General features: G+C 65.9%; 17 protein-coding genes and 1 tRNA gene. 9 read left to right on the top strand and 9 right to left on the bottom strand.

The window, feature by feature from the left end; all coding sequences use genetic code 11:
* Window positions 1-92: 92 nt before the first annotated feature.
* The 3 genes from H3O04_RS09590 to H3O04_RS09580 form a co-directional block, all read right to left on the bottom strand.
* Entirely contained in the window at window positions 93-320 is a 228-nt protein-coding gene (locus tag H3O04_RS09590) for a hypothetical protein (RefSeq protein WP_006478387.1), read from the bottom strand.
* A 128-nt stretch (window positions 321-448) separates the two neighbouring features.
* Window positions 449-1,861, bottom strand: a complete 1,413-nt coding sequence (locus tag H3O04_RS09585; RefSeq protein ID WP_202587568.1) for a lactate utilization protein B — start codon at window positions 1,859-1,861, stop codon at window positions 449-451.
* A gap of 35 nt (window positions 1,862-1,896) precedes the next feature.
* Window positions 1,897-2,619 (bottom strand): (Fe-S)-binding protein, encoded by a 723-nt coding sequence (locus H3O04_RS09580; RefSeq protein ID WP_006478385.1) that lies wholly within the window; start codon window positions 2,617-2,619, stop codon window positions 1,897-1,899.
* A gap of 183 nt (window positions 2,620-2,802) precedes the next feature.
* Between H3O04_RS09580 and H3O04_RS09575 the strand changes: the two genes are divergently transcribed.
* The gene (locus H3O04_RS09575; RefSeq protein ID WP_185920959.1) at window positions 2,803-3,612 is read left to right on the top strand and encodes an IclR family transcriptional regulator; all 810 of its coding nucleotides are present in this window, start codon (window positions 2,803-2,805) and stop codon (window positions 3,610-3,612) included.
* A gap of 123 nt (window positions 3,613-3,735) precedes the next feature.
* On the opposite strand, the gene pbpG is transcribed toward H3O04_RS09575, so the two are convergent.
* Window positions 3,736-4,902 carry a D-alanyl-D-alanine endopeptidase gene (pbpG, locus tag H3O04_RS09570; protein ID WP_124591788.1) on the bottom strand — a complete coding sequence of 389 codons (1,167 nt, stop codon included), beginning with the start codon at window positions 4,900-4,902 and terminating at the stop codon, window positions 3,736-3,738.
* A gap of 654 nt (window positions 4,903-5,556) precedes the next feature.
* Here pbpG and H3O04_RS09565 point away from each other — a divergent pair.
* On the top strand, window positions 5,557-6,123 hold the full coding sequence (locus H3O04_RS09565; RefSeq protein ID WP_006478382.1) for a phasin family protein: 567 nt from the start codon (window positions 5,557-5,559) through the stop codon (window positions 6,121-6,123).
* Between the two features lie 192 nt (window positions 6,124-6,315).
* On the opposite strand, the gene lpdA is transcribed toward H3O04_RS09565, so the two are convergent.
* The 3 genes from lpdA to aceE form a co-directional block, all read right to left on the bottom strand.
* Window positions 6,316-8,082 carry a dihydrolipoyl dehydrogenase gene (lpdA, locus tag H3O04_RS09560; protein WP_011549453.1) on the bottom strand — a complete coding sequence of 589 codons (1,767 nt, stop codon included), beginning with the start codon at window positions 8,080-8,082 and terminating at the stop codon, window positions 6,316-6,318.
* A gap of 286 nt (window positions 8,083-8,368) precedes the next feature.
* The gene (gene aceF, locus H3O04_RS09555) at window positions 8,369-10,012 is read right to left on the bottom strand and encodes a dihydrolipoyllysine-residue acetyltransferase (protein ID WP_078041003.1); all 1,644 of its coding nucleotides are present in this window, start codon (window positions 10,010-10,012) and stop codon (window positions 8,369-8,371) included.
* A gap of 68 nt (window positions 10,013-10,080) precedes the next feature.
* A complete protein-coding gene (gene aceE / locus H3O04_RS09550) occupies window positions 10,081-12,777 on the bottom strand; it encodes a pyruvate dehydrogenase (acetyl-transferring), homodimeric type (protein ID WP_006478378.1) in 2,697 nt (898 codons plus the stop codon).
* Between the two features lie 273 nt (window positions 12,778-13,050).
* Between aceE and fixL the strand changes: the two genes are divergently transcribed.
* From fixL to H3O04_RS09530, 4 genes are all read left to right on the top strand, one after another.
* On the top strand, window positions 13,051-15,567 hold the full coding sequence (fixL, locus tag H3O04_RS09545) for an oxygen sensor histidine kinase FixL (protein ID WP_006478377.1): 2,517 nt from the start codon (window positions 13,051-13,053) through the stop codon (window positions 15,565-15,567).
* Window positions 15,564-16,202, top strand: coding sequence for an oxygen response regulator transcription factor FixJ (gene fixJ / locus H3O04_RS09540; protein WP_006493245.1), 639 nt, complete (start codon window positions 15,564-15,566; stop codon window positions 16,200-16,202). The genes fixL and fixJ overlap by 4 nt, the downstream gene beginning before the upstream one ends.
* A gap of 252 nt (window positions 16,203-16,454) precedes the next feature.
* On the top strand, window positions 16,455-17,315 hold the full coding sequence (gene folD, locus H3O04_RS09535; RefSeq protein WP_023477455.1) for a bifunctional methylenetetrahydrofolate dehydrogenase/methenyltetrahydrofolate cyclohydrolase FolD: 861 nt from the start codon (window positions 16,455-16,457) through the stop codon (window positions 17,313-17,315).
* Window positions 17,316-17,597: 282 nt separating this feature from the next.
* On the top strand, window positions 17,598-19,685 hold the full coding sequence (locus H3O04_RS09530; RefSeq protein ID WP_202587567.1) for a M3 family metallopeptidase: 2,088 nt from the start codon (window positions 17,598-17,600) through the stop codon (window positions 19,683-19,685).
* Between the two features lie 58 nt (window positions 19,686-19,743).
* Here the strand turns inward: H3O04_RS09530 and dinB are convergent, their stop codons facing one another.
* Entirely contained in the window at window positions 19,744-20,919 is a 1,176-nt protein-coding gene (dinB, locus tag H3O04_RS09525) for a DNA polymerase IV (RefSeq protein ID WP_202587566.1), read from the bottom strand.
* A gap of 175 nt (window positions 20,920-21,094) precedes the next feature.
* Between dinB and H3O04_RS09520 the strand changes: the two genes are divergently transcribed.
* Both H3O04_RS09520 and H3O04_RS09515 read left to right on the top strand, forming a co-directional pair.
* A complete protein-coding gene (locus tag H3O04_RS09520) occupies window positions 21,095-21,787 on the top strand; it encodes an aspartate/glutamate racemase family protein (protein ID WP_006478371.1) in 693 nt (230 codons plus the stop codon).
* 298 nt (window positions 21,788-22,085) lie between these two features.
* On the top strand, window positions 22,086-22,889 hold the full coding sequence (locus H3O04_RS09515; protein WP_202587565.1) for a DUF3472 domain-containing protein: 804 nt from the start codon (window positions 22,086-22,088) through the stop codon (window positions 22,887-22,889).
* 97 nt (window positions 22,890-22,986) lie between these two features.
* Here the strand turns inward: H3O04_RS09515 and H3O04_RS09510 are convergent.
* Window positions 22,987-23,063, bottom strand: a tRNA-Met gene (locus H3O04_RS09510).
* Between the two features lie 172 nt (window positions 23,064-23,235).
* Here H3O04_RS09510 and xth point away from each other — a divergent pair.
* Window positions 23,236-24,012 carry an exodeoxyribonuclease III gene (gene xth / locus H3O04_RS09505; protein ID WP_006478369.1) on the top strand — a complete coding sequence of 259 codons (777 nt, stop codon included), beginning with the start codon at window positions 23,236-23,238 and terminating at the stop codon, window positions 24,010-24,012.
* The last annotated feature ends 6 nt before the right edge of the window (window positions 24,013-24,018 follow it).

The raw sequence follows: 24,018 nt of genomic DNA, 5'->3' as shown, positions 1-24,018 counted from the left end.
GAAAAGCCGCGGCGGACCGCGTGGGAGAAGAACACGCCATTATACAAAGGCGACCGGAATCGCGCCGTCGCGCAAAGCGACGGCGCCCTGCCTTACAGCGCCTTCGGCGCAGCGAGCACCATGTCGCCCGACGCCGCCGGCAGCGGCTGTGCCGCGTCGCCGACCAGCCCGAACGACACCGCGCGCGCCAGCTCGGCGGACGCCTGGTGAACCGCGAGCGGGCCGCGCGACGGCGCACCGGCCATCGCATGCAAATAGGCAACCGCTGCCAGCGGAACCACGATTGCCAGCGGCCAGTACATCGATATTGTCTTTTTCATGATGCGGACCTCCTTGACCTCGTACCCCGAAACCCAATTCCGGGGACTACAGACGAGATTCTATAGATCGCATCTATCGAGATAAATATACAAATAGCGAACGCACTGTTGCTGCCCGCTGAACAGTGTCAGCCGAGATGGCTTTGCGACGCCGCATACAGCTCGCGGAAGGTGCGCCCGGTCGGCGTCGGCATGTCGCGCGTGTCCATCCAGCCACCCATCATCGGCAGGCGCCGCAGCATGCCGCCGTCGCCGCCCAGCCGTTCGAGGATGCGCACCGCGAGCTTGGTCGTCAGCGCATACAGCAGCGGCCGCCGCGCGAAGAAACCCCATGCGGCGAGCGCCGCGCGCTCGCGCCATGGCCGCAGGTGGCGCTCGACCTGCTTCTCGCGCAGCGTGCGCAACAGGCGCGACAACGGAATCCCGGCCGGGCAGACGCTGTCGCATTCGCCGCACAGCGTCGCCGCCTGCGGCAGGTCGAGCGTGCGGTCGAGCCCGACGTAGCTCGGCGTCAGCACCGAGCCCATCGGCCCCGGATAGACCCAGCCGTACGCGTGGCCGCCGACCTTCTGATACACCGGACAATGGTTCATGCAGGCGCCGCAGCGGATGCAGCGCAGCATCTCCTGGAATTCGCCGCCGATCAGGCCCGTGCGGCCGCCGTCGACGAGCACCACGTAGTTGTGCTCGGGGCCGTCTTCGTCGCCCGGCCCGCGCGGCCCGGTCAGCAGCGAGAAATAGTTCGACGTCTTCTGCCCGGTCGCGGAACGCGGCAGCAGGCGCATCGCGGTCGCGAGATCCTCGAGGGTCGGCAGCACCTTCTCGATGCCGGTCACCGCGACATGCACGCGCGGCATCACCGTGCACATCCCCTCGTTCCCTTCGTTCGTCACGATCGCGACCGAGCCCGTCTCGGCAATCACGAAGTTGCCGCCCGTCACGCCCATGTCGGCCGACATGAAATGCGGGCGCAGCACCTCGCGCGCCTCGCGCGTCATGTCCGGAATCTCGGTGAGCCGCTCGCGCTGGTGCGTGCGTGCGAACAGGTCGGCGATCTCGTCCTTGTCCTTGTGCACGACGGGCGCGATGATGTGGCTCGGCGGCTCGTTGTCGTTGATCTGCAGGATGTATTCGCCGAGGTCCGTCTCGATCGACTGCACGCCCATCTCCGCGAGCACCGCATTCAGGCGCATTTCCTCGGACACCATCGACTTGGTCTTGATGACCTTCTTCACGTCGTGCCGGCGCGCGATGTCGGCCACGAGCCGCGCGGCGTCCGCGGTCGTTTCCGCGAACAGCACCGTCGTGCCGCGCCGCGTCGCCTCGCGCTCGAATGCCTCGAGCCACACGTCGAGATGCTCCAGCGCGCGGTTGCGGCGCGCCTTGAGCGCGGCGCGCGTGGCCGGGAAGTCGATCAGGGTCATCGCGTCGGCGCGCGCGGACACGAACTTCGTCGACAGCTTCTTCAGGTTCTGCTGCAGGCGCTGGTCGGCCAGCTTCTGGCCGGCGCGCGCCTTGAAATGCATCGATTGGACTTGCATCGCGGTATCGGGGGAAAAGTGAGCGGAACCGGGCGTCAGACGTCGCCCGCCAGCACCTGCGCGACGTGCAGCACGCGCGTGTCGCGGTCGCCGGTGCGGCGCAACCGCCCTTCGATGTTCAGCATGCAGCCGAGATCGCCGAGCACGACGGTGCCCGCGCCCGACGCACGCACGTTCGCGCATTTCTCGTCCGCGATGGCCGCCGAGATGTCGCCGTATTTCACCGAGAACGTGCCGCCGAAGCCGCAACAGTGCTCGCAGTCCTTCATCTCGGTCACCGCGACGCCGCGCTGCGCGAGCAGCGCGCGCGGCTGCGCCTTCACGCCGAGCTCGCGCAGGCCCGAGCACGAATCGTGATAGGTGACCGGGCCGGTGAATTCGCCCGGCGCGAGCGACACCTTCGCGACGTTCGCGAGAAAATCGGTCAGTTCGTGGACTTTCTGCTGGAACCGCGTGTAACGCCCCATCAGTTCGGGATCGTCGCGGAACAGGTCGCCGTAGTGCGCGCGGATCATCCCGCCGCACGAACCCGACGGCGCGACGACGTAATCGAACTGCTCGAACTCGCGCAGCGTCTTTTCCGCGAGATCGCGCGCGAGCGCGCGGTCGCCCGAGTTGTAGGCCGGCTGGCCGCAGCAGGTCTGCGCGGGCGGCACGATCACTTCATAGCCGGCGTCGCGAATCAGCTTGAGCGCCGAAAAGCCGATTTCGGGGCGCATCAGGTCGACCAGGCAGGTCACGAACAAACCGACTCGCATACGTGCTCCTTCGAGAAAACGGCTCTCATTATCCGACGTTTGGCTGGCAAGACCAACGCCGGCCCGTGCGCAAGCCCGCGGTACGCGAAACGAGGACTTCCTCGAACGGCGTTCGCTTTTTTCACGATACGAGATACAATCGTTCCAACACCGCTTGACGCGTCAACCGATTCCTCCCCCGACATGAGCCAACCCACCCCGGATTCAAAAACGTCGATCCAGGTGATCGAACGCATGATGCGGTTGCTGGACGCGCTCGCCGCGCACAGTGACCCTGTCAGCCTGAAGGAACTTGCGCAGCGCACGGAGCTGCACCCGTCGACCGCGCACCGCATCCTCAACGACATGGTGACCTGCCGCCTCGTCGACCGCTCCGATCCCGGCACCTACCGCCTCGGCATGCGACTGCTCGAGCTCGGCAACCTCGTGAAGGCACGCCTGTCGGTGCGCGACGCGGCGCTGATGCCGATGCGCGAGCTGCACCGTCTCACCGGGCAGACCGTGAACCTGTCGGTGCGCCAGGGCGACGAGATCGTCTATATCGAGCGCGCGTACTCGGAGCGCTCGGGAATGCAGGTCGTCCGCGCGATCGGCGGCCGCGCGCCGCTGCACCTCACGTCGGTCGGCAAGCTGTTCCTCGCGGCCGACGAAACGTCGCGGGTGCGGGCCTATGCGACGCGCACCGGGCTGTCCGGCCATACGCAAAACAGCATCACCGATATCGCGAAGCTCGAGCGCGAGCTGACGATCGTCCGCCAGCAATCGTGCGCGCGCGACAACGAGGAGCTCGAACTCGGCGTGCGCTGCATCGCGGCCGGCATCTACGACGATTCGGGCAAGCTCGTCGCGGGCCTGTCGTTGTCGGCGCCGGCCGACCGCCTGCAGGACGCGTGGCTCGGCCAGTTGAGCCGGACGGCGCTCACCATCTCGGAATCGCTCGGCTACCGGCCGGCGCCCGAGAAGAACGTGGACGGGTTGCAGCGGCAGGCGTGAGCCGCGCCGTCGGCCCCGCTTCCGGCCCCGATTCCGGTTTCGCCGGATAAAAAAAGCCCCGCGATTGCGGGGCTTTTTCGTTGCAGCGACCGGTGCGGTACGGCGGCGAACCGCCGCACACGATCAGGTGCCGCCGGCCGGCGTGTTGGCCGCCGTCAGACGCTCGCCGCCGCCGGCATCGAGCCAGTTGCGCAGGCGCGAGGCGTCGGCGAAGCGCGAGTACTTGCCGAACGAATCGAGCAGCACCATCACCATCGGCCGGCCATGGATCGTCGCCTGCATCACGAGGCATTCGCCCGCTTCGTTGATGAAGCCCGTCTTCTGCAGGCCGATGTCCCACGAGCCGTTGCCGCGGATCAGCGCGTTGGTGCTGTTGTAGACCAGGTTGCGCTTGCCCGTGTACACCTCGTAGGTGCGATCGGTCGAGAACTGGCGGATCATCGGGTACTGGTACGCCGCATTGACCATCTTCACGAGGTCGCGCGCGCTCGACACGTTCGAGCTCGACAGGCCGGTCGAATTCTCGAAGTGCGTATCGGTCATGCCGAGCGCCTTCGCCTTCGCGTTCATCGCCGCGATGAACGCCGGACGGCCGCCCGGGTAGTAACGCGACAGCGCGGCCGCCGCACGGTTTTCCGATGCCATCAGCGCGATGTGCAGCATGTCCTCGCGCGACAGCACCGAGCCGACCGACAGGCGCGAGCCCGTGCCCTTCTCGTAGTCGCGGTCTTCGTCGGTGACTTCGAGCTGGTCGGTCATCGGCGACTTCGCGTCGAGCACGACCATGGCCGTCATCAGCTTCGAGATCGACGCGATCGGCACGACCGCGTGCGAGTTCTTGTCGAACAGCGGCTCGCCGGAATTCTGGTCGACGACGTACGCGACGCTGGAGCGCAGCGCGAGCGCGTCGGGCGTGTCGTGCAGGCCGAACGCCTGGCCGACCGTCGGACGGCGCGGCTGGAACGCGACCTTGCGCACCGCGCCGCGATGGCCGCCGTGCACGTTGCTCGCCGCGAGCGTCACGCGCTTGCGTGACGCTTTCGCGCGCGGCGCATCGGCCGCGGCGACCTTGGCGGATTTATCGGTGGTCGCCCTGGCCGACTTCTTCTTCGCTGACGAAGCAGGAGCAACGGCCTTTTTCTTGGCGGCTTGGGTCTTCGCAGTGGCGGCGAAGGCGTCGGCAGGCGTGACGAACGCGGTGGTCGCCAGCAACGCGACTGCGACCGACACAGCGGTGCCGAGCGTCATGCTCTGCAACAATCTGCGCGGTGAAAACGATTCGGCTTTCATTGGGGTCTGGACAAAGCGGGCGGGAGGTTTCCGCAAGTGTAGTTAAAGCTGAAAAAAAGAGCAATATTAGGCACTTACCGATCGTCTTTAAACCGGAATGTAAGAGTCGGCCAACCTCCGGCCAATCGACCCTTCCGATCCCATCGAAAAAATCGATGAGATGCACTGCCCGACAGCGCCCGTCTCCCGATTACCGCACGGTTAATTGAGATAACGTCACTTCGGAGGCGATTTAAAGCGGGGAAAGTACGTATCCGGTGCTCGGCGTGCCACAGGCGCCGGTCTCGACCGTGGCGGCGGCACGTCGCCACGGCACGCGCATCGAAACAGCGCGTTTTTCGACAGGAACAGAAGGATAACGTTCCATGGGCCTGTCAGGTTTACCTGTGCATGATCATGGTGCGGCGCGCTTGCCCCGCCACCGTGCGCACCATGTGGGAACAAGCCTGAAACCGATTCCGAACGACCGCGATAACTCGTTGTTTTATCGATAATTTGTCGCGATTGTGCAACGCACAAAAAGTGCTTGACATCCGTGCTCTCTGCCCTAAAATAGGCCTCATTGCTGCGTTGCACAAAGCACGCGGCGCCGAAGTTCCCCAGCGTAGTGCCCTTTATTCTGCGATCGACGCGATCGCTTTTCAGGAGCCTGACATGTCCTTGCTGACCCCCGAGCAAATCGCCGCCGCCCAGAAAGCCAACCTCGAAAGCCTGTTCGGTCTGACGACCAAGGCGTTCGAAGGCGTCGAAAAGCTGATCGAACTCAACCTGCAGGTCGTGAAGTCGACGCTGACCGAGAGCCAGGAAAACGCGCAGCGCCTGCTGTCGGTGAAGGACGCGCAGGAACTGATCGCGCTGCAAGCGAGCCTGTCGCAGCCGGTCGCGGAAAAGGTGCTGTCGTACGGTCGTCACCTGTACGAAATCGCATCGTCGACGCAAGCCGAGTTCGCGAAGGTCGCCGAAGCGCAATTCGAAGAGCAGAACAAGAAGGTCCAGGCACTCGTCGACAACGTCGCGAAGAACGCCCCGGCCGGTTCGGAAACGGCCGTCGCCGCACTGAAGTCGGCGCTGAACGCTGCGAACACCACGTACGAAACGGTTCAGAAGGCCACGAAGCAAGCAGTGGAGATCGCTGAAACGAACTTCAACGCCGCTGCTGCCGTCGCAACGAAGGCTGCCACCGCTGCTGCCGCACGTCGTTCGAGCAAGCCGGCCGCGTAAGCGTCCCCTGCTCCTGAAAGAGCCGCGCCCAGCGCGGCTTTTTCGTTTCTGGCGCCGGAATGCGCGCGAGCGGCAACTGCCCGCCACATTCGAGCCTGTCACGCGCCACGCAAAAGAAAACGCCGCCGCCCGGATTCCCCGGGGCGGCGGCGTTTTGTCATGGCCGGCGCGTGGCCGGCCGTGCCGGTCGCGTTACTTCTTGCGCTGCGGCGGCAGGTCCGTGCAGACGCCTTCGTACAGCTCGGCGGCCATGCCGACCGATTCGCCGAGCGTCGGGTGCGGATGGATCGTCTTGCCGATGTCTTCCGCGTCCGCGCCCATCTCGACCGCGAGGCACACTTCGCTGATCAGGTCGCCCGCGTTCAGGCCGACGATCGCGCCGCCGATCACGCGATGAGTTTCCTCGTCGAAGATCAGCTTCGTAAAGCCTTCGTCGCGGCCGTTCGCGATCGCGCGGCCCGACGCGGCCCACGGGAACACGGCCTTGCCGTACTTGATGCCTTCGGCCTTGCACTGGTCTTCGGTCTTGCCGGCCCACGCCACTTCCGGATCGGTGTAGGCCACCGACGGGATCTGCAGCGCGTCGAAGTACGCCTTCTCGCCATGCGCGGCTTCCGCTGCGACGTGGCCTTCATGCACGGCCTTGTGCGCGAGCATCGGCTGGCCGACGATATCGCCGATCGCGAAGATGTGCGGCACGTTCGTGCGCATCTGCTTGTCGACGTCGATGAAGCCACGGTCGGTGACCGCGACGCCGGCCTTGTCGGCACCGATCTTCTTGCCGTTCGGGCTGCGGCCCACCGCGACGAGCACGAGGTCGTAGCGCTGCGCTTCCGCCGGCGCCTTCTCGCCCTCGAACTTCACGTAGATGCCGTCTTCCTTCGCTTCCGCGCCGACCGTCTTGGTCTTCAGCATCACGTTGCCGAAGCGCTTCGCGTTGTATTTTTCCCAGACCTTCACGAGATCGCGGTCGGCGCCCATCATCAGGCCGTCCATCATTTCGACGACGTCGATCTCGGCGCCGAGCGTCGAGTACACCGTGGCCATTTCGAGGCCGATGATGCCGCCGCCGATCACGAGCATGCGCTTGGGCAACTGGCGCAGTTCGAGCGCGCCCGTCGAATCGACGACGCGCGGGTCTTCCGGCATGAACGGCAGCTTCACGGCCTGCGAGCCGGCGGCGATGATCGCCTGCTTGAACTTGACGACTTTCTTGCCGTTTTCGCCCTGCACTTCCATGTGGAACGGATCGACGAACGCGCCGACGCCGGTGACCACTTCGACCTTGCGTGCCTTCGCCATGCCGGCGAGGCCCGTCGTCAGTTTCTTGACGACGCCGCCCTTGAAGTCGCGCAGCTTGTCGAGATCGACCTGCGGCTTGCCGAACGTGATGCCGTGCGACGCGAGCGCCGCGGCTTCCTCGACGACGAGCGACGTATGCAGCAGCGCCTTCGACGGGATGCAACCGACGTTCAGGCAGACGCCGCCGAGCGTCGAATAGCGTTCGACGAGTACGGTCTTCATGCCGAGGTCGGCGGCGCGGAACGCGGCCGAGTAGCCACCGGGGCCGGCGCCGAGCACGAGCATGTCGCACTCGATGTCGGCGGCGCCGCTGTAGCTGCCGGCTTGCGGCACGGGCGCCGGCGCGGCGGCGGCCGGAGCCGGTGCGGCGGCTGCGGGCTTCGGCGCTTCGGGCTCTTTCGCGGGCGCGGCTGCGCCTGCCGAGGCTTCGACGATGGCGATGACGGTGCCTTGCGAGACTTTCTCGCCGGCTTTGACCTTGACTTCCTTGACGGTGCCGGCGACGTCGCTGGGCACTTCCATGGAGGCTTTGTCGGATTCGAGCGTGATGAGCGTTTGCTCTTTTTCGATCACGTCGCCGGGTTTGACGTTGACTTCGATGACATCGACGCCGCTGAAATCGCCGATATCCGGAACCTTGACTTCGATGAGACTCATGACTGTCCCCTTCTTGATTAGCTGCAGAGAGAGAGGGAGGGACTGGCGAAAAGACGGAACCTGCCTACATGCGGCCTGACAAGAGAACGCGACGTTGGGCGGGAACCACCTTTGCCGTCCGCCCAAGGACGCGCCTTTCTTTTGGTTACTTTTCTTTGGAAGACAAAGAAAAGTAACCGCCGCCCCGCGCAGGGGCGACGCTGGCAGACCGTTGGCAAAACAGGTTCAACGACAAGGGCGTGGAGAACCAAAAACAAACCCACGCCCCCGCGAGCCCCTCATCTCATCAAAGAATGATGCGACGGAAATCCCCGAGCAACGCTCCGAGATACGCATTGAACCGCGCGGCTTCCGCGCCATCGATGACGCGATGGTCATACGACAGCGACAGCGGCAGCATGAGCCGCGGCACGAACTGCTTGCCGTCCCACACCGGCTTCATCTGGCCGCGCGACAACCCGAGGATCGCCACTTCCGGTGCGTTGATGATCGGCGTGAAGTTCGTCCCGCCGATCCCGCCGAGCGACGAGATCGAGAAGCAGCCGCCTTGCATCTGGTCCGGCTTCAGCTTGCCTTCGCGCGCAGCCTTCGACAGGTCGCTCATTTCCTTCGCGATGTCGACGAGGCCCTTCTTGTCCGCATCGCGGATCACCGGCACGACGAGGCCGTTCGGCGTATCGGCCGCGAAACCGACGTGGAAGTACTGCTTGAACACGAGGTTGTCGCCGTCGAGGCTCGCGTTGAAGGTCGGGAATTTCTTCAGCGCGGCGACGACTGCCTTGATCACGAACGCGAGCATCGTGAACTTCACGCCCGCCTTTTCGTGCTCCTTGTTCAGCTGGACGCGCAGCGCTTCGAGCTCGGTGATGTCCGCTTCGTCGTTGTTCGTGACGTGCGGGATCATCACCCAGTTGCGATGCAGGTTCGCGCCCGAGATCTTCTTGATGCGCGACAGCGGCTTCGCCTCGAACGGGCCGAACTTCGAGAAGTCGACCTTCGGCCACGGCAGCAGGTTCAACTCGCCGCCGCCTGCCGGTGCGGCTGCCGCGGCGGGTGCCGCGCGCTGGCCGGTCATCACGCCCTTCACGAAGCCCGTGACGTCTTCCTTCGTAATGCGGCCCTTCGGACCGGAACCCTGCACACGCGCGACGTCGACGCCGAGTTCGCGTGCGAACTTGCGGACCGACGGCGATGCGTGGCTGGCGCGGTATTCGCCCGACGGCGCGGCGGCCGGGGCGGCGGCAGCCGGTGCCGGCGCAGCCTTCGCAGGCGCGGGTGCCGGTGCAGCAGCAGGCGCCGGTGCGGCAGCGGCCGGAGCCGGTGCGCTGGCCTGCGGTGCGGCAGCCGGCGCGCCGGCGGCTTCGAGCAGCACGATCAGCGTGCCTTCCGACACCGAATCGCCCACCTTGACCTTGATGTCCTTCACGACGCCGGCGGCCGGGCTCGGCACGTCCATCGTCGCCTTGTCCGATTCGAGCGTGACGAGCGACTGTTCCTTCTCGACCGTGTCGCCGACTTTCACACCGATCTCGATCACCGGGACATCCTTGTAGTCGCCGATGTCGGGCACCTTCACTTCCAGCGTGCCGCCGGACGCGGCCGGTGCAGCCGCGGGGGCCGCGGCAGCCGGTGCCGGCGCTGCTGCCGGAGCCGCGGCCGGCGCTGCCGCGCCATTCGCCTGGGCGCCAGCGCCGCCTTCGAGCAGGATGATCAGCGAGCCTTCCGACACGGAATCGCCGACCTTGACCTTGATTTCCTTCACGACGCCGCCGACCGGGCTCGGCACGTCCATCGTCGCCTTGTCCGACTCGAGCGTGACGAGCGACTGCTCGGGCTCGACCGTATCGCCCACCTTCACGCCGATCTCGATGACCGGCACGTCCTTGTAATCGCCGATATCCGGCACCTTCACTTCGATCGCTTGACTCATCTGTTTCTGTCTCCATGGCCGCGCGCGCTCCTCGCGGGAGCGGCGCGCGGCATCACACGGCGTGTGCGTTAAACGGTCATCGGGTTGGGCTTGGACGGATCGAGGTTGTACTTGGCGATCGCGTCCGCGACCACCTTGCGCTCGATCGTGCCTTCGTCGGCCAGCGCGTTGAGCGCGGCGACGGTGACCCAGTGACGGTCGACCTCGAAGAAGTGACGCAGCTTCTCGCGGGTGTCCGAACGACCGAAGCCGTCGGTGCCCAGCACGACGAAGCGGCGATCGATCTGGCCACGGATCTGGTCGACCAGCGCACGGACGTAGTCGGTCGATGCGATGACCGGGCCCTGCGTATCCTTCAGGCACTTCTGCACGTGCGACAGGCGACGCTCCTCGGTCGGATGGAGCAGGTTCCAGCGCTCGACCTCATGACCTTCGCGCGCGAGTTCGGTGAAGCTCGGCACGCTCCACAGGTCGGCGGCGACGCCCCAGTCGTTCTTCAGCAGGTCGGCGGCGGCGATCACTTCGTTGAAGATCGTGCCCGCGCCGAGCAGCTGGACGCGCGGCGCCTTCTTGTCGGCGTCGGCCTTCTTGAACGCGTACATGCCCTTGATGATGTCGGCCGCCACGTGCTCGCCCTGCGGAATCGCCGGGTGCTCGTAGTTCTCGTTCATCACCGTGATGTAGTAGTACACGTCTTCCTGGTCCTGCACCATGCGGCGCAGGCCGTCCTGGATGATCACCGCGAGTTCGTAGCCGAACGTCGGGTCGTAGCTCACGCAGTTCGGCACCGATGCCGCCCACAGCAGCGAGTGACCGTCTTCGTGCTGCAGGCCTTCGCCGTTCAGCGTCGTACGGCCCGCCGTGCCGCCCAGCAGGAAGCCGCGCGAACGCATGTCGCCCGCGGCCCAGGCCAGGTCGCCGATCCGCTGGAAGCCGAACATCGAGTAGAAGATGTAGAACGGCACCATGATCTCGCCGTGCGTCGAATACGACGTCGCCGCCGCGATCCAGTCGCACATGCCGCCCGCTTCGTTGATGCCTTCCTGCAGGATCTGGCCGGTCTGCGATTCCTTGTAGAACATCAGCTGGTCGGAATCTTCCGGCACGTACTTCTGGCCTTCCTGGTTCCAGATACCGATCTGGCGGAACAGGCCTTCCATGCCGAACGTACGCGATTCGTCCGGGACGATCGGCACGACGCGCTTGCCGAGCGCCTTGTCCTTCAGCAGGATGTTCAGGATCCGCACGAACGCCATCGTCGTCGAGATCTCGCGGCCTTCGCCCGTGCCCTTCAGGAGCGGCTCGAACGCGTCGAGCGCCGGCACCGGCAGCGACGTCGCCTTCTCGCGGCGGTGCGGCAGGTAGCCGCCGAGGTCCATGCGCTTCTGGCGCATGTATTCGAGTTCCTTCGAGCCTTCCTCGAACTTCAGGTACGGCACGTCGGCGATCTGCTCGTCGGTGATCGGCAGGCGGAACTGGTCACGGAACTTCTTCAGTTGCTCGACCGGCAGCTTCTTCTGCTGGTGCGTGATGTTCATCGCCTGGCCCGACTCGCCCATCCCGTAGCCCTTGATGGTCTTCGCGAGGATGACGGTCGGCGCGCCCTTCGTGTTCGTGGCTTCGTGGAATGCCGCGTAGATCTTGTGCGGATCGTGACCGCCGCGGTTCAGCGCCCAGATGTCGTCGTCCGACCAGTCGGCGACGAGCGCCTTCAGTTCAGGCGTGTTGAAGAAGTGCTCGCGAACGTACGCGCCCGACTCCGACTTGTACGTCTGGTATTCGCCGTCGACGCACTCCATCATGCGGCGCATCAGCGCGCCCGACTTGTCGCGCGCGAACAGCGCATCCCAGCGGCTGCCCCAGATGACCTTGATCACGTTCCAGCCGGCGCCGCGGAATTCCGATTCGAGTTCCTGGATGATCTTGCCGTTGCCGCGCACCGGGCCGTCGAGACGCTGCAGGTTGCAGTTGATCACGAACACGAGGTTGTCGAGCTTCTCGCGGCTCGCCATGCCGATCGCGCCGAGCGATTCCGGCTCGTCCGTCTCGCCGTCGCCGAGGAACGCCCACACCTTGCGGCCTTCCGTCTTCGCGATGCCGCGCGATTCCAGGTACTTCATGAAGCGGGCCTGGTAGATCGCCATGATCGGGCCGAGACCCATCGACACGGTCGGGAACTGCCAGAAGTCCGGCATCAGCCACGGGTGCGGATACGACGAGATGCCCTTGCCGTCGACTTCCTGACGGAAGTTGTCGAGCTGCTCTTCCTTCAGGCGGCCGAGCAGGAACGCGCGCGAGTACACGCCCGGCGACGAGTGGCCCTGCACGAACACGAGATCGCCGCCGTGCTGGTCGGACGCTGCGTGCCAGAAGTGGTTGTAGCCGACGTCGTAGAGCGTCGCCGCCGATGCGAACGACGCGATGTGGCCGCCGACGTTCGTGTCCTTGCCTGCGCGCAGCACCATCGCCAGCGCGTTCCAGCGCGTGTACGAACGGATGCGGTGCTCGATGTCCTGGTCGCCCGGAATCTTTGCCTGGGCTTCGACCGGAATCGTGTTGATGTACGGGGTATTGGCGGAGAACGGCAGGTGTTCGCCGTGCATGCGGGCGAATTCGATCTGCTTTTCGATCAGGTAATGCGCACGGCCGGTGCCCACGGAGGAGATCACGCCATCGAGCGACTCCAGCCACTCGACGGTTTCTTGCGGGTCGTCGTCACGTTCGGCGGCGACATATTTCATCACTTCGTTCGGTACAGCGGACATTCTCGTCTCCTGGGTCCTGGAATGTGAGGATCGCTCTCGTGCAGACGACGCGACGCGGCCGGCTGCGGGCAAGCTCCGACGGATTGTAATGAGCGTGGACGGGCCTGCGCAACAAAATTTTCGAATTGTGAGATCTTTTCTCGTAATGCGGAATATTGCTGCGCTGCACCCATATTTCGGGGCTCCGCGGCCCGTCTCGTCCGAACAAAACCGTTTCCGTTCAACATATCCGGTATCGGTTTTCCATGTATTGCGCTGCGCTACAATCCTGCCATGTTGACCGATCGGCTTTTCGCACGCTCGGCGCGACCGCCGGGCCCGCCGGCGGAGTCGCAGCCGTCCCGTTGGCACCACGGACCGTGGTGGTCCAACTCCTATTTGCTGACGCCGCTGCTGTCGATCCTGGTGTTCCTCGTCGTGATGAGCCTCATCCTGTGGAGCCTCAACCGGCGCGAACAGCAGCAGCAGGAAGACACCCTGTTTCGCAACGTCGCGTGGGCCCAGCAGCAGATCCGCCTGTCGATGACGGGCGCGCAGGAGCAGTTGCAGGCGCTGTCGCGCGACCTCGCGTCCGGCCGCCTCGACCAGAACGCATTCCAGATGGCCGTCGCAGACGTGATGCAGACGCACCCGGAAATCCTTTACCTGAACTGGTACACGGCGCCCGGCGTGCAGCGCTGGCCGACCGTGCATCCGCCGCTGCTCGGCCAGCGCCTCGCGAAGCCCGGCGACGCGCAGATGCAGGACGCCGTGCGCGGCGCGTACGACGAGGCGCGCAGCACGCGCCGCCAGGCCTATTCTCCGCTGATCTACGACGACTTCGGCAACGGCTTCATCACGTTGCAGACGCCCGTGATGCGCGGCGACCGCGAATATCTCGGCTCGATCGCCGCGGTGTTCTCGGTCGAGGGCATCCTGAAGCACGACATCCCGCAGGAACTGTCGTCGAAGTACAAGATCTCCATCACCGACTCGAACAACCGCGAACTGTCGTCCACGTCGACACGCCCGCGCCTGCCGCGCGACTCGCACTACGATCTTCCGCTCGACCCGCCCGGCCAGGGGCTGACGGTGCGCGTGTACGCGTTCCCGCAGCTCACCAACCTGACCAACAACACGCTCGTGTGGCTCGTCGCCGGCCTGTCGTGCTTCGTGCTGTGGAGCCTCTGGAGCCTGTGGAAGCACACGCGCCAGCGCTTCGAGGCGCAGCAGGCGCTGTACGCGGAAGCGTTCTTCCGCCGCGCGATGGAAAACTCGGTGCTGATCGGCATGCGCGTGCTCGACATGCACGGCCGCATCACGCACGTGAACCCCGCGTTCTGCCGGATGACGGGCTGGGACGAAACCGATCTCGTCGGCAAGGTCGCGCCGTTCCCGTACTGGCCGCGCGACGCGTACCCGGAAATGCAGCGCCAGCTCGACATGACGCTGCGCGGCAAGGCGCCGAGCTCGGGCTTCGAGCTGCGCGTGCGGCGCAAGAACGGCACGCTGTTCCACGCGCGCCTGTACGTGTCGCCGCTGATCGACAGTTCGGGCCGCCAGACCGGCTGGATGTCGTCGATGACCGACATCACCGAGCCGAAGCGCGCGCGCGAAGAACTCGCGGCCGCGCACGAACGCTTCACGACGGTGCTCGAAAGCCTCGACGCCGCGGTGTCGGTGCTGGCCGCCGACGAAGCCGAGCTGCTGTTCGCGAACCGCTACTATCGCCACCTGTTCGGCATCCGCCCGGATGGCCATCTGGAGCTGTCGGGCGGTGGCTTCGATCGCGCGCAGGCATCGTCCGACTCGATCGACATGGTCGACGCGTTCGCGGGCCTGCCGGCCGCCGCGCTGACGAGCAGCACCGCCGATGCGCAGGAGGTGTACGTCGAGAGCATCCAGAAGTGGTTCGAGGTGCGCCGCCAGTACATCCAGTGGGTGGACGGCCACCTCGCGCAGATGCAGATCGCGACCGACATCACGACCCGCAAGAAGGCGCAGGAGCTCGCGCACCAGCAGGAAGAGAAACTGCAGTTCACGAGCCGATTGATGACGATGGGCGAAATGGCGTCGTCGATTGCTCACGAATTGAATCAGCCGCTCGCCGCGATCAACAACTACTGCTCGGGCACGCTCGCGCTCGTGAAGAGCGGCCGCGGCACGCCCGAGACGCTGCAGCCCGCGCTGGAAAAGACCGCGCAGCAGGCGCTGCGGGCCGGGATGATCGTGAAGCGGATTCGCGAATTCGTGAAGCGCAGCGAGCCGAAGCGCCAGCCGGCGCGGGTCGCGGACATCGTCGCCGACGCGGTCGGGCTGGCCGAAATCGAGGCCAGAAAGCGCAGGATCCGGATCGTCACGGAAATCCTCGCAAGAATGCCTATTATTTATGTCGACCCCGTGCTGATCGAACAGGTGCTGATGAACCTGATGAAGAACGCAGCCGAGGCGATGGCCGACGTGAAGCCGGCGTCGGCGGACGGCGTGATCCGCGTGGTCGCCGACATCGATGCGGGCTTCGTCGACATCCGTGTGATCGACCAGGGCCCGGGCGTCGACGAAGCGACCGCCGAGCGCCTGTTCGAACCGTTTTACAGCACCAAGTCCGATGGCATGGGCATGGGGCTGAACATCTGCCGTTCGATCATCGAATCGCATCGGGGGCGTCTGTGGGTGGTCAACAACGTCGAGCCGGATGGCCGCATTTCCGGCGCGACGTTCCACTGCAGCCTGCCCATTGGGGAACCCGCTGATCTCGGCCAAGGGGGGCGCGAGGCATCGGCATCACATACCGTTACGGGAGAACTATGAATAGCCCTGTCACCACCACTCAGGAAACCGTCTTTGTCGTCGACGACGACGAGGCCGTACGGGACTCGCTGCGCTGGCTGCTGGAGGCGAACGGCTATCGCGTGCAATGCTTCTCGAGCGCCGAGCAGTTCCTCGATGCCTATCAGCCGGCGCAGCAGGCCGGCCAGATCGCCTGCCTGATCCTCGACGTGCGGATGTCGGGCATGAGCGGCCTCGAATTGCAGGAACGCCTGATCGCCGACAATGCCGCGCTGCCGATCATCTTCGTCACCGGTCACGGAGACGTGCCGATGGCCGTGTCGACGATGAAAAAGGGTGCGATGGACTTTATCGAGAAACCGTTCGACGAAGCCGAGCTGCGCAAGCTCGTCGAGCGGATGCTCGACAAGGCCCGAAGCGAAAGCAAGAGCGTGCAGGAGCAGCGTGCCGCGAGCGAACGCCTGTCGAAGCTGACCGCGCGCGAGCAGCAGGTGCTCGAGCGGATCATCGCCGGCCGCCTGAACAAGCAGATCGCCGACGACCTCGGCATCAGCATCAAGACGGTCGAGGCACACCGCGCGAACATCATGGAAAAGCTCAACGTCAACACGGTGGCCGACCTGCTGCGCCTCGCGCTGTCGAAGAAGCAGGCCTGAGCGGGTTCTCCGGCCGCGGCGGCACGGCCCACCGCCGGCCGCCCGGCTCGGAACCGGTGTTTGCCGCCCCGCGCGATGCGGCCCACTCGCGCGGCGGCGGCCGTTTCTCCCGGCGCGCGAGCGCCGCGGCCATGACGCTTCCCGTTGATTCGCTGTCGGACGGCAGCAGGCGAACGGTATAATTACGTGCTTTGCTACGGCGCTTTGCGCGCCGTACGCCCGCATTCCAACTTCCCGGCAGGACCCACCACCATGACAGCCCTCCTCATCGACGGCAACGCCCTTTCGAAGACCTTGCGCGCCCAGGCCGCCGAACGCGCCGCCGCGCTGACCGCACGCGGCCACCAGCCCGGTCTCGCGGTGATCCTCGTCGGCGCCAACCCGGCGAGCGAAGTTTACGTGCGCAACAAGATCAAGGCGTGCGAGGACAACGGCTTCTTCTCGCTGAAGGATGCGTACCCGGCCACGCTGTCCGAAGCCGACCTGCTTGCACGCATCGACGAACTGAACCGCGACCCGAAGATCCACGGCATCCTCGTCCAGCTGCCGCTGCCCGCGCACATCGACAGCCACAAGGTGATCGAGGCGATCGCGCCGGAAAAGGACGTCGACGGCTTTCACGTCGCGAACGCCGGCGCGCTGATGACCGGCAAGCCGCTGTTCCGCCCGTGCACGCCGTACGGCGTGATGAAGATGTTCGAAGCGCACGGCATTGCGCTGCAGGGCGCGAACGCGGTCGTGATCGGCCGCTCGAACATCGTCGGCAAGCCTATGGCGATGATGCTGCTCGACGCCGGCGCGACCGTGACGATTTGCCACAGCAAGACGCGCGACCTCGCCGCGCATACGCGCGAGGCCGACATCGTGGTCGCCGCGGTCGGCAAGCGCAACATCCTGACCGCCGACATGGTGAAGCCGGGCGCAACGGTGATCGACGTCGGCATGAACCGTGACGACGCGGGCAAGCTGTGCGGCGACGTCGATTTCGCGGGCGTGAAGGAAGTCGCCGGCTACATCACGCCGGTGCCGGGCGGCGTCGGCCCGATGACCATCACGATGCTGCTGATCAACACGATCGAATCCGCCGAACGCGCCGCTGCCGCCGCAGCCTGAAGCTGTCTTTGCCCAGCCGGTGCGCGGTCCGCGCGCCGGCGCCTCGCCAGCCGCAATCGCGCGGCTGCATCGCGCCGGCCGGCGCGCCGATGCACCTCGCTGCTCGCCCGCCGCCGGCCGCCCCTGGCCGGGCGCCCACATCCGACCCTGCGTCAATCGCGTCATTAGAAACTAACGATTGGAAAGCGCACGATGCGCCCCAATAATGTCGCTATCGGGCGCCGCTTCATCGCGCCTCACCCTTTTCACCCCGGTTCATCCGGCAACAGACAGGGAGTCTCAATGTCCGCCAGCGCCAACACCAATCCCCTCCTCGACTTCTCCGGCCTGCCCCGTTTCGGCGAGATCCGCCCGGAACACGTGACGCCCGCGCTCGATACGCTGCTCGACGCCGCCAGCCGCGCGGTCGAAGCGGCGAGCGCGAGCGACACGCCGTCGACCTGGGCCGCCGTCGTCGAGACGGTCGAGCAGGCCACGGAGCCGCTCGGCCGCGCCTGGGGCATCGTCGGTCATCTGAATGCGGTCGCCGACACGCCCGAACTGCGCGCTGCCTACGGTGAAAACCTGCCGCGCGTGACCGAGTTCTGGTCGAGCGTCGGCCAGAATCTCGCGCTGTACGAAAAGTACAAGGCGATCGCCGCGAGCGCCGAATACGCAACGTTGTCCGCCGAGCGCAAGAAGATCCTCGACAATGCGCTGCGCGACTTCCGCCTGTCGGGCGCCGAGCTGCCCGAGGACCAGAAACCGCGCTTCGCGGAACTGCAGGAACAGCAGGCCGCGCTGTCGAAGGCGTTTTCCGATCACGTGCTCGATGCAACCAACGCGTACGCGTACTTCGTCACCGACGAAGCCGAGCTGGCCGGCCTGCCCGGCGACGCGATCGAGGCTGCCCGCGAAGCCGCGCAGAAGGACGGCAAGGAAGGCTGGAAATTCACGCTGCATTTCCCGTCGTACTTCCCGGTGCTGCAGTACGCGGACAACCGCGCGCTGCGCGAGACGCTCTACCGCGCCTATGCGACGCGCGCGTCGGAGCTCGGGCCGCAGTACGGCGACGGCAAGGCCGAATGGGACAACACGGCGATCGTCGTCGACGCGCTGAAGCTGCGCCGCGAAGAGGCGCAGATGCTCGGCTACCGCAACTTCGCCGAAGTGTCGCTCGCGCCGAAGATGGCCGAATCGCCGCAGCAGGTGATCGCATTCCTCGAGGATCTCGCGACGCGCGCCCGCCCGCACGCGGACAAGGACTGGGACGAGCTGCGCACGTTCGCCGCGAAGGAGCTCGGCCTCGCCGAACTCGCGCCGTGGGACGTCGCATACGCGGCCGAGAAGCTGCGCCAGCAGCGCTATGCGTTCTCGGAAAACGAGGTCAAGCAGTACTTCCCGGAACCGGCCGCGCTGAAGGGCCTGTTCACCGTCACCGAAACGCTGTTCGGCGTGAAGATCAAGCCGGACGACGCGCCGGTATGGCACAAGGACGTGCGCTTCTTCCGCGTCGAGAACCGCGACGGCTCGCTCGTCGCGCAGTTCTATCTCGACCTGTACGCACGCGAAGGCAAGCGCGGCGGCGCCTGGATGGACGACGCGCGTTCGCGCGCGAAGCGCGGCAGCGACGTGCAGACGCCCGTCGCGTACCTGACCTGCAACTTCTCCGCGCCGGTCGGCGGCAAGCCCGCGTGCTTCACGCACGACGAAGTGATCACGCTGTTCCATGAATTCGGCCACGGGCTGCATCACATGCTCACGCGCGTCGACGAGCTCGGCGTGTCGGGCATCAACGGCGTCGAATGGGATGCGGTCGAACTGCCGTCGCAGTTCATGGAGAATTTCTGCTGGGAATGGGACGTGCTGTCGTCGATGTCGTCGCACGTCGATACGGGCGCATCGCTGCCGCGCGAGCTGTTCGACAAGATGATCGCCGCGAAGAACTTCCAGAGCGGGCTCGGCACGCTGCGCCAAATCGTGTTCTCGATGTTCGACATGCTGCTGCACGTCGACTTCGACCCGGCCGGCGCCACCGGCGTGACCGCGTTCGCGCGCGAGATCAACGAGCGCTATCACGTGATCCCGCAGGCGGCGTTCTCGCGCTGGCCGAACACGTTCAGCCACATCTTCGCGGGCGGCTATGCGGCCGGCTACTACAGCTACAAGTGGGCCGAAGTGCTGTCGGCCGATGCGTACGCGGCGTTCGAGGAAGCGGCCGCCGCCAACGGCAGCGTGCTCGACGCGGCAACCGGCACGCGCTATCGCCGCGAAATCCTCGAGGTCGGCGGCAGCCGGCCGGCGATGGAGTCGTTCAAGGCGTTCCGCGGTCGCGAGCCGCAGATCGACGCGCTGCTGCGCCACAACGGGATGGCCACGTCCGCGCACTGAACGGGCTGCCCGGCCACGCCGGCTGCATCGACAGGCACCGCTTCGGCGGTGCCTTTTTTCATGGCGCGGGCGTGTCGTCGCCCACTTCGTCGTCGAACAGCAGGAATTGCCCGTGGCGTTCGGCCGTATCCTCGTCGATGCGCACGCCGACGCCGAGCAGCCGTACCGGCTGCGCGCGCCGCAACAACCCCTTCCCGAGCAGCGTGACGGCCGTCTCGGCATTCGTCGCGTCGGCCACGCACTCGACCGTCGTGCGCTGGAAATCGGCGAAGCGGATCTTCACGTACAGCTTGCGGATCGACCGCGCGGCGCCCGCGCGATCGATCCGCGCGTCGAGTTGCACGACGAGGCGACGGATTTCGCCCGCGCATTGTTCGAGTGTCGTCAGGTCGGTCACGTAGGTCGTCTCGACGCTGACCGACTTGCGCTCCTGATCGGCCTGCACGGGCCGCTCGTCGATCCCGCGCGACAGTTCGTACAGCCGCCGCCCGAACGCGCCGAACTCGCGGTGCAGGTCGATCAGCGGCCAGTCGCGCAATTGCGCGCAGGTCTGGATGCCGAGCCGGTCGAGCCGCGTGGCCGTCACCTTGCCGACGCCGTGCAGCTTGCGCACCGGCAGCGCCGCGACGAACGCGTCGATCTCGTGCGGCCGCACGACGAACAGCCCGTCGGGCTTGTTCCAGTCGGACGCGATCTTCGCGATGAACTTGTTCGGCGCGACGCCTGCCGACACGGTCACGCCGACCGTATCGCGCACCCGCTCGCGGATCTCGCGCGCAATCAGCGTCGCACTGCCCTGGCAACGCTCCGACCCGCTGACGTCGAGGTACGCCTCGTCGAGCGACAGCGGCTCGACGTCCGGCGTGTAGTCGCGATAGATCGCCATGATCTGCCGCGACGCCGCGCGATACTTGTCCATCGCGGACGGCAGGATCAGCAGGTCCGGACACTTGCGCATCGCCAGCGCGGACGACATCGCCGAATGCACGCCGTAGCGCCGCGCCTCGTAGTTGCAGGTCGCGATCACGCCGCGCTGGTCGGGGCGGCCGCCGACCGCGAGCGGCCGGTTGCGCAGCGACGGGTCGTCGCGCATCTCGACCGATGCGTAGAAGCAGTCACAGTCGCAATGAATGATCTTGCGCATGCGCGGCGGCGCGTCGCCGGGCGGTGGCGCGGGCGGATCGGCAGGCGGGATGGTGGTCGGGCTCACGGTGCCGATACTGTACAAAAACACAGTGCCGGTTTCAACTGCCGCGTATGTCCGAGGGCGGTCGCAGCCGGCCACCCGGCGCCGGCCATCTGCCGCCGGCCGCGCCGTACTGGCCCGCTTTGTGCGGATCGTACCGGCCGGGCACGGGCAGCGGCCCCTATACTCGTCTGCCACGACACACGAAACGCAAAGGTGACGGATGAAGACAATCGGGCTGATCGGCGGCATGAGCTGGGAATCGTCGGCCGAGTACTACCGGATGATCAACCGGCACTCGAAGGCATTGCACGGCGGCCATCACAACGCGAAGAGCGTGCTGGTCACGGTCGACTTCGCCGAAATCGAAGCGCTGCAGCGCACGCACGACTGGGCCGCGCTCGGCGAACGGATGGCCGACGCCGCGCGACAGCTCGAAGCGGCCGGCGCCGACCTCGTCGTCCTGACGACCAATACGATGCATCGCGTGCACGACGCGATCGAGGCCGCGGTGACGCTGCCGTTCCTGCATATCGCCGATCCGACCGGCAGCGCGCTGCGCGCCGCGGGCGTCGAGCGCGTCGCGCTGCTCGGTACGCGCTACACGATGGAACTGCCGTTCTATGCGGCGCGGCTGCGCGAGAAGTTCGGGCTCGACGTGCTGGTGCCGGACGAACGCGGGCGCGACGACGTGCACCGGATCATCTACGACGAGCTGTGCCACGGCGTCATCTCGGAGGAATCGCGCTCCACGTATGTGTCGATCATCGATGGGCTGGCTCAGCGCGGCGCGCAGGCCGTGATCCTCGGCTGCACGGAAATCACGCTGCTGATCGGTGCGGACGACTCGCCGCTGCCGGTATTCGATACGACCGCGCTGCATGCGAAAGCAGCCGTCGAATGGGCGGCGCGCTGAACGATGCGCGCCATCGCATAAAGAAAACCGTCGCCGGACGGCATCGCCGCATTGTTCCGCGCACCGGGATTCACTCTCCCGGCGTACGTGTCGCCGTGCGCCCGACTCCCTGCTCTCGCCCATCACACCGGCCCGGCACGAACGACCCACGAATCACGCGGCTCGCTTCACGCGGACGCGCCGGCGCGACTGCTGATCCCTTGGTAATAAAGTGACCGCAAATTGGTACGCGAGCAGCGGCACCGCACTCGACGCTGCTCGTCGCGGTCTCTTTTTTCCACCAACCGGAAACAGGAACATGAAAAGACTCAGCACCGTGCTCGGCGCGCTGCTCGCCGTGTCGGCCACGCTCAACGCGCACGCGGACCCCAGCATCACCGCATCGGCCGCCACGACGCCCAGGGACGGCTTCGATCGCATGACGTGGGAGATCACGCCCGAAGTCGTGCCGACCCAGGTCAACGCCAGTTACTACTGGGCCAACCAGTTGTCGTCGCAACACGGCGGGCATGCGATCTACACCGGCATCCAGCCGCGCACCCGCAGCACCAACGTGGTGATCTTCAGCGCGTTCGGCACCGGCACGGCGCCGCTGTCGGCGAATTGCCGCGGCGGCGCCGACGGCGGCTCCGGCACGTCGTGCTCGATCGCCTACCCGTGGAAAACCGGCCACGCCTATCGGCTGCAGGTCACCGTGACGCAGGCCAATCGCAGCGACGGGCGCTCGACCGTCGACGGCTTCATCACGGACGTCGCCACCGGCGCCACGACGCCGACCGGCAGTATCGCGGTGCCGGCGGACTGGGGCGGCCTGTCGAGCTCGGCTTACCTGTTCGACGAGTACTTCCCGTTCAACGCCGCGTCGAAGGACCCGATGCAGCGGCCGTGCGTGCCGTATGCGCGCTACATGACGTCGCTGCCGCATTTCTACCTGAAGGATGTGGACTACCCGGCGACCGAGCGGTCGATCCGGCTGAATACGGGCAAGGACAAGTGCGCGGTGCTCTCGGGCACGCCGAACGCACGGGCCACGCTGGTCAACACGACGACCTATCTGCTCGAGAACGGCTTCCTGCCCGGGAGCCCGGGCGCGCCGAAATAACAAGCGGACGCGGAAAACAAAAAACCCGGCATGGAGCCGGGTTTTTCGTGGACGAGGTGCGCATCGGTCAATTGCGCGGCACATCGTCTGGTGTGCTTGGTTGCGGGGACAGGATTTGAACCTGTGACCTTCGGGTTATGAGCCCGACGAGCTGCCAGACTGCTCCACCCCGCGTCAGAGAAATAAATTATAGGGTGAGGAAGTACTCACGTCAATACTTTTGTCACAATTTCTGCCTCCCCTCCTCGCGCGACGATGCGTGACCCTGCATGACACCCGCGTTCGCACCCCATGCTCGCGGTAAGATGACGGCCTCCGAATTCACGCCGCACGCCCCCTCCCGTTCATGAAAATAGCCACCTGGAACGTCAACTCGCTCAACGTCCGCAAACAGCACGTGCTCGACTGGCTCGCGCAAAGCGGCACCGACGTCCTGTGCCTGCAGGAACTGAAGCTGCCGGACGAGAAATTCCCGCGCGCCGATCTCGAGGCGGTCGGCTACCGCAGCTGGTTCACGGGCCAGAAGACCTACAACGGCGTCGCGATCCTCGTGCGCGACACGCTCGCCGTCGACGAATCGGACGTCGTGCGCAACATCCCCGGCTTCGACGACCCGCAGCAGCGCGTGATCGCCGCGACGGTCGACGGCGTGCGCATCGTGTCCGCCTACTTCCCGAACGGCCAGGCGCTCGACTCCGACAAGTTCGTCTACAAGATGCAGTGGCTCGACGCGCTGCAGGCATGGCTGCGCACCGAGCTGCAGCGCTACCCGAAGCTCGCGCTGCTCGGCGACTACAACATCGCGCCGGAAGACCGCGACGTGCACGATCCCGCGAAATGGGAAGGCCAGAACCTCGTGTCGCCGCAGGAGCGCGCGCACTTCGCGCAGCTGATCGAACTCGGCTTCGTCGATGCGTTCCGCCGCTTCGAGCAGCCCGAGAAAACCTTCACGTGGTGGGACTACCGGATGATGGCGTTCCGCCGCAACGCGGGGCTGCGCATCGACCACATCCTGCTGTCGCCGGCGCTCGCGGCAACCTGCGCGTCGTGCGAGGTCGATCGCACGCCGCGCACGTGGGAACAGCCGTCCGACCACACGCCCGTCGTCGCGATCGTCGGCTGATCGCCC

It is taken from the genome of Burkholderia sp. KCJ3K979 (assembly GCF_016759955.1).
GTDB classification, from domain to species: Bacteria; Pseudomonadota; Gammaproteobacteria; order Burkholderiales; family Burkholderiaceae; genus Burkholderia; species Burkholderia orbicola.
This window is presented reverse-complemented; position numbering and strand designations above follow the sequence as displayed.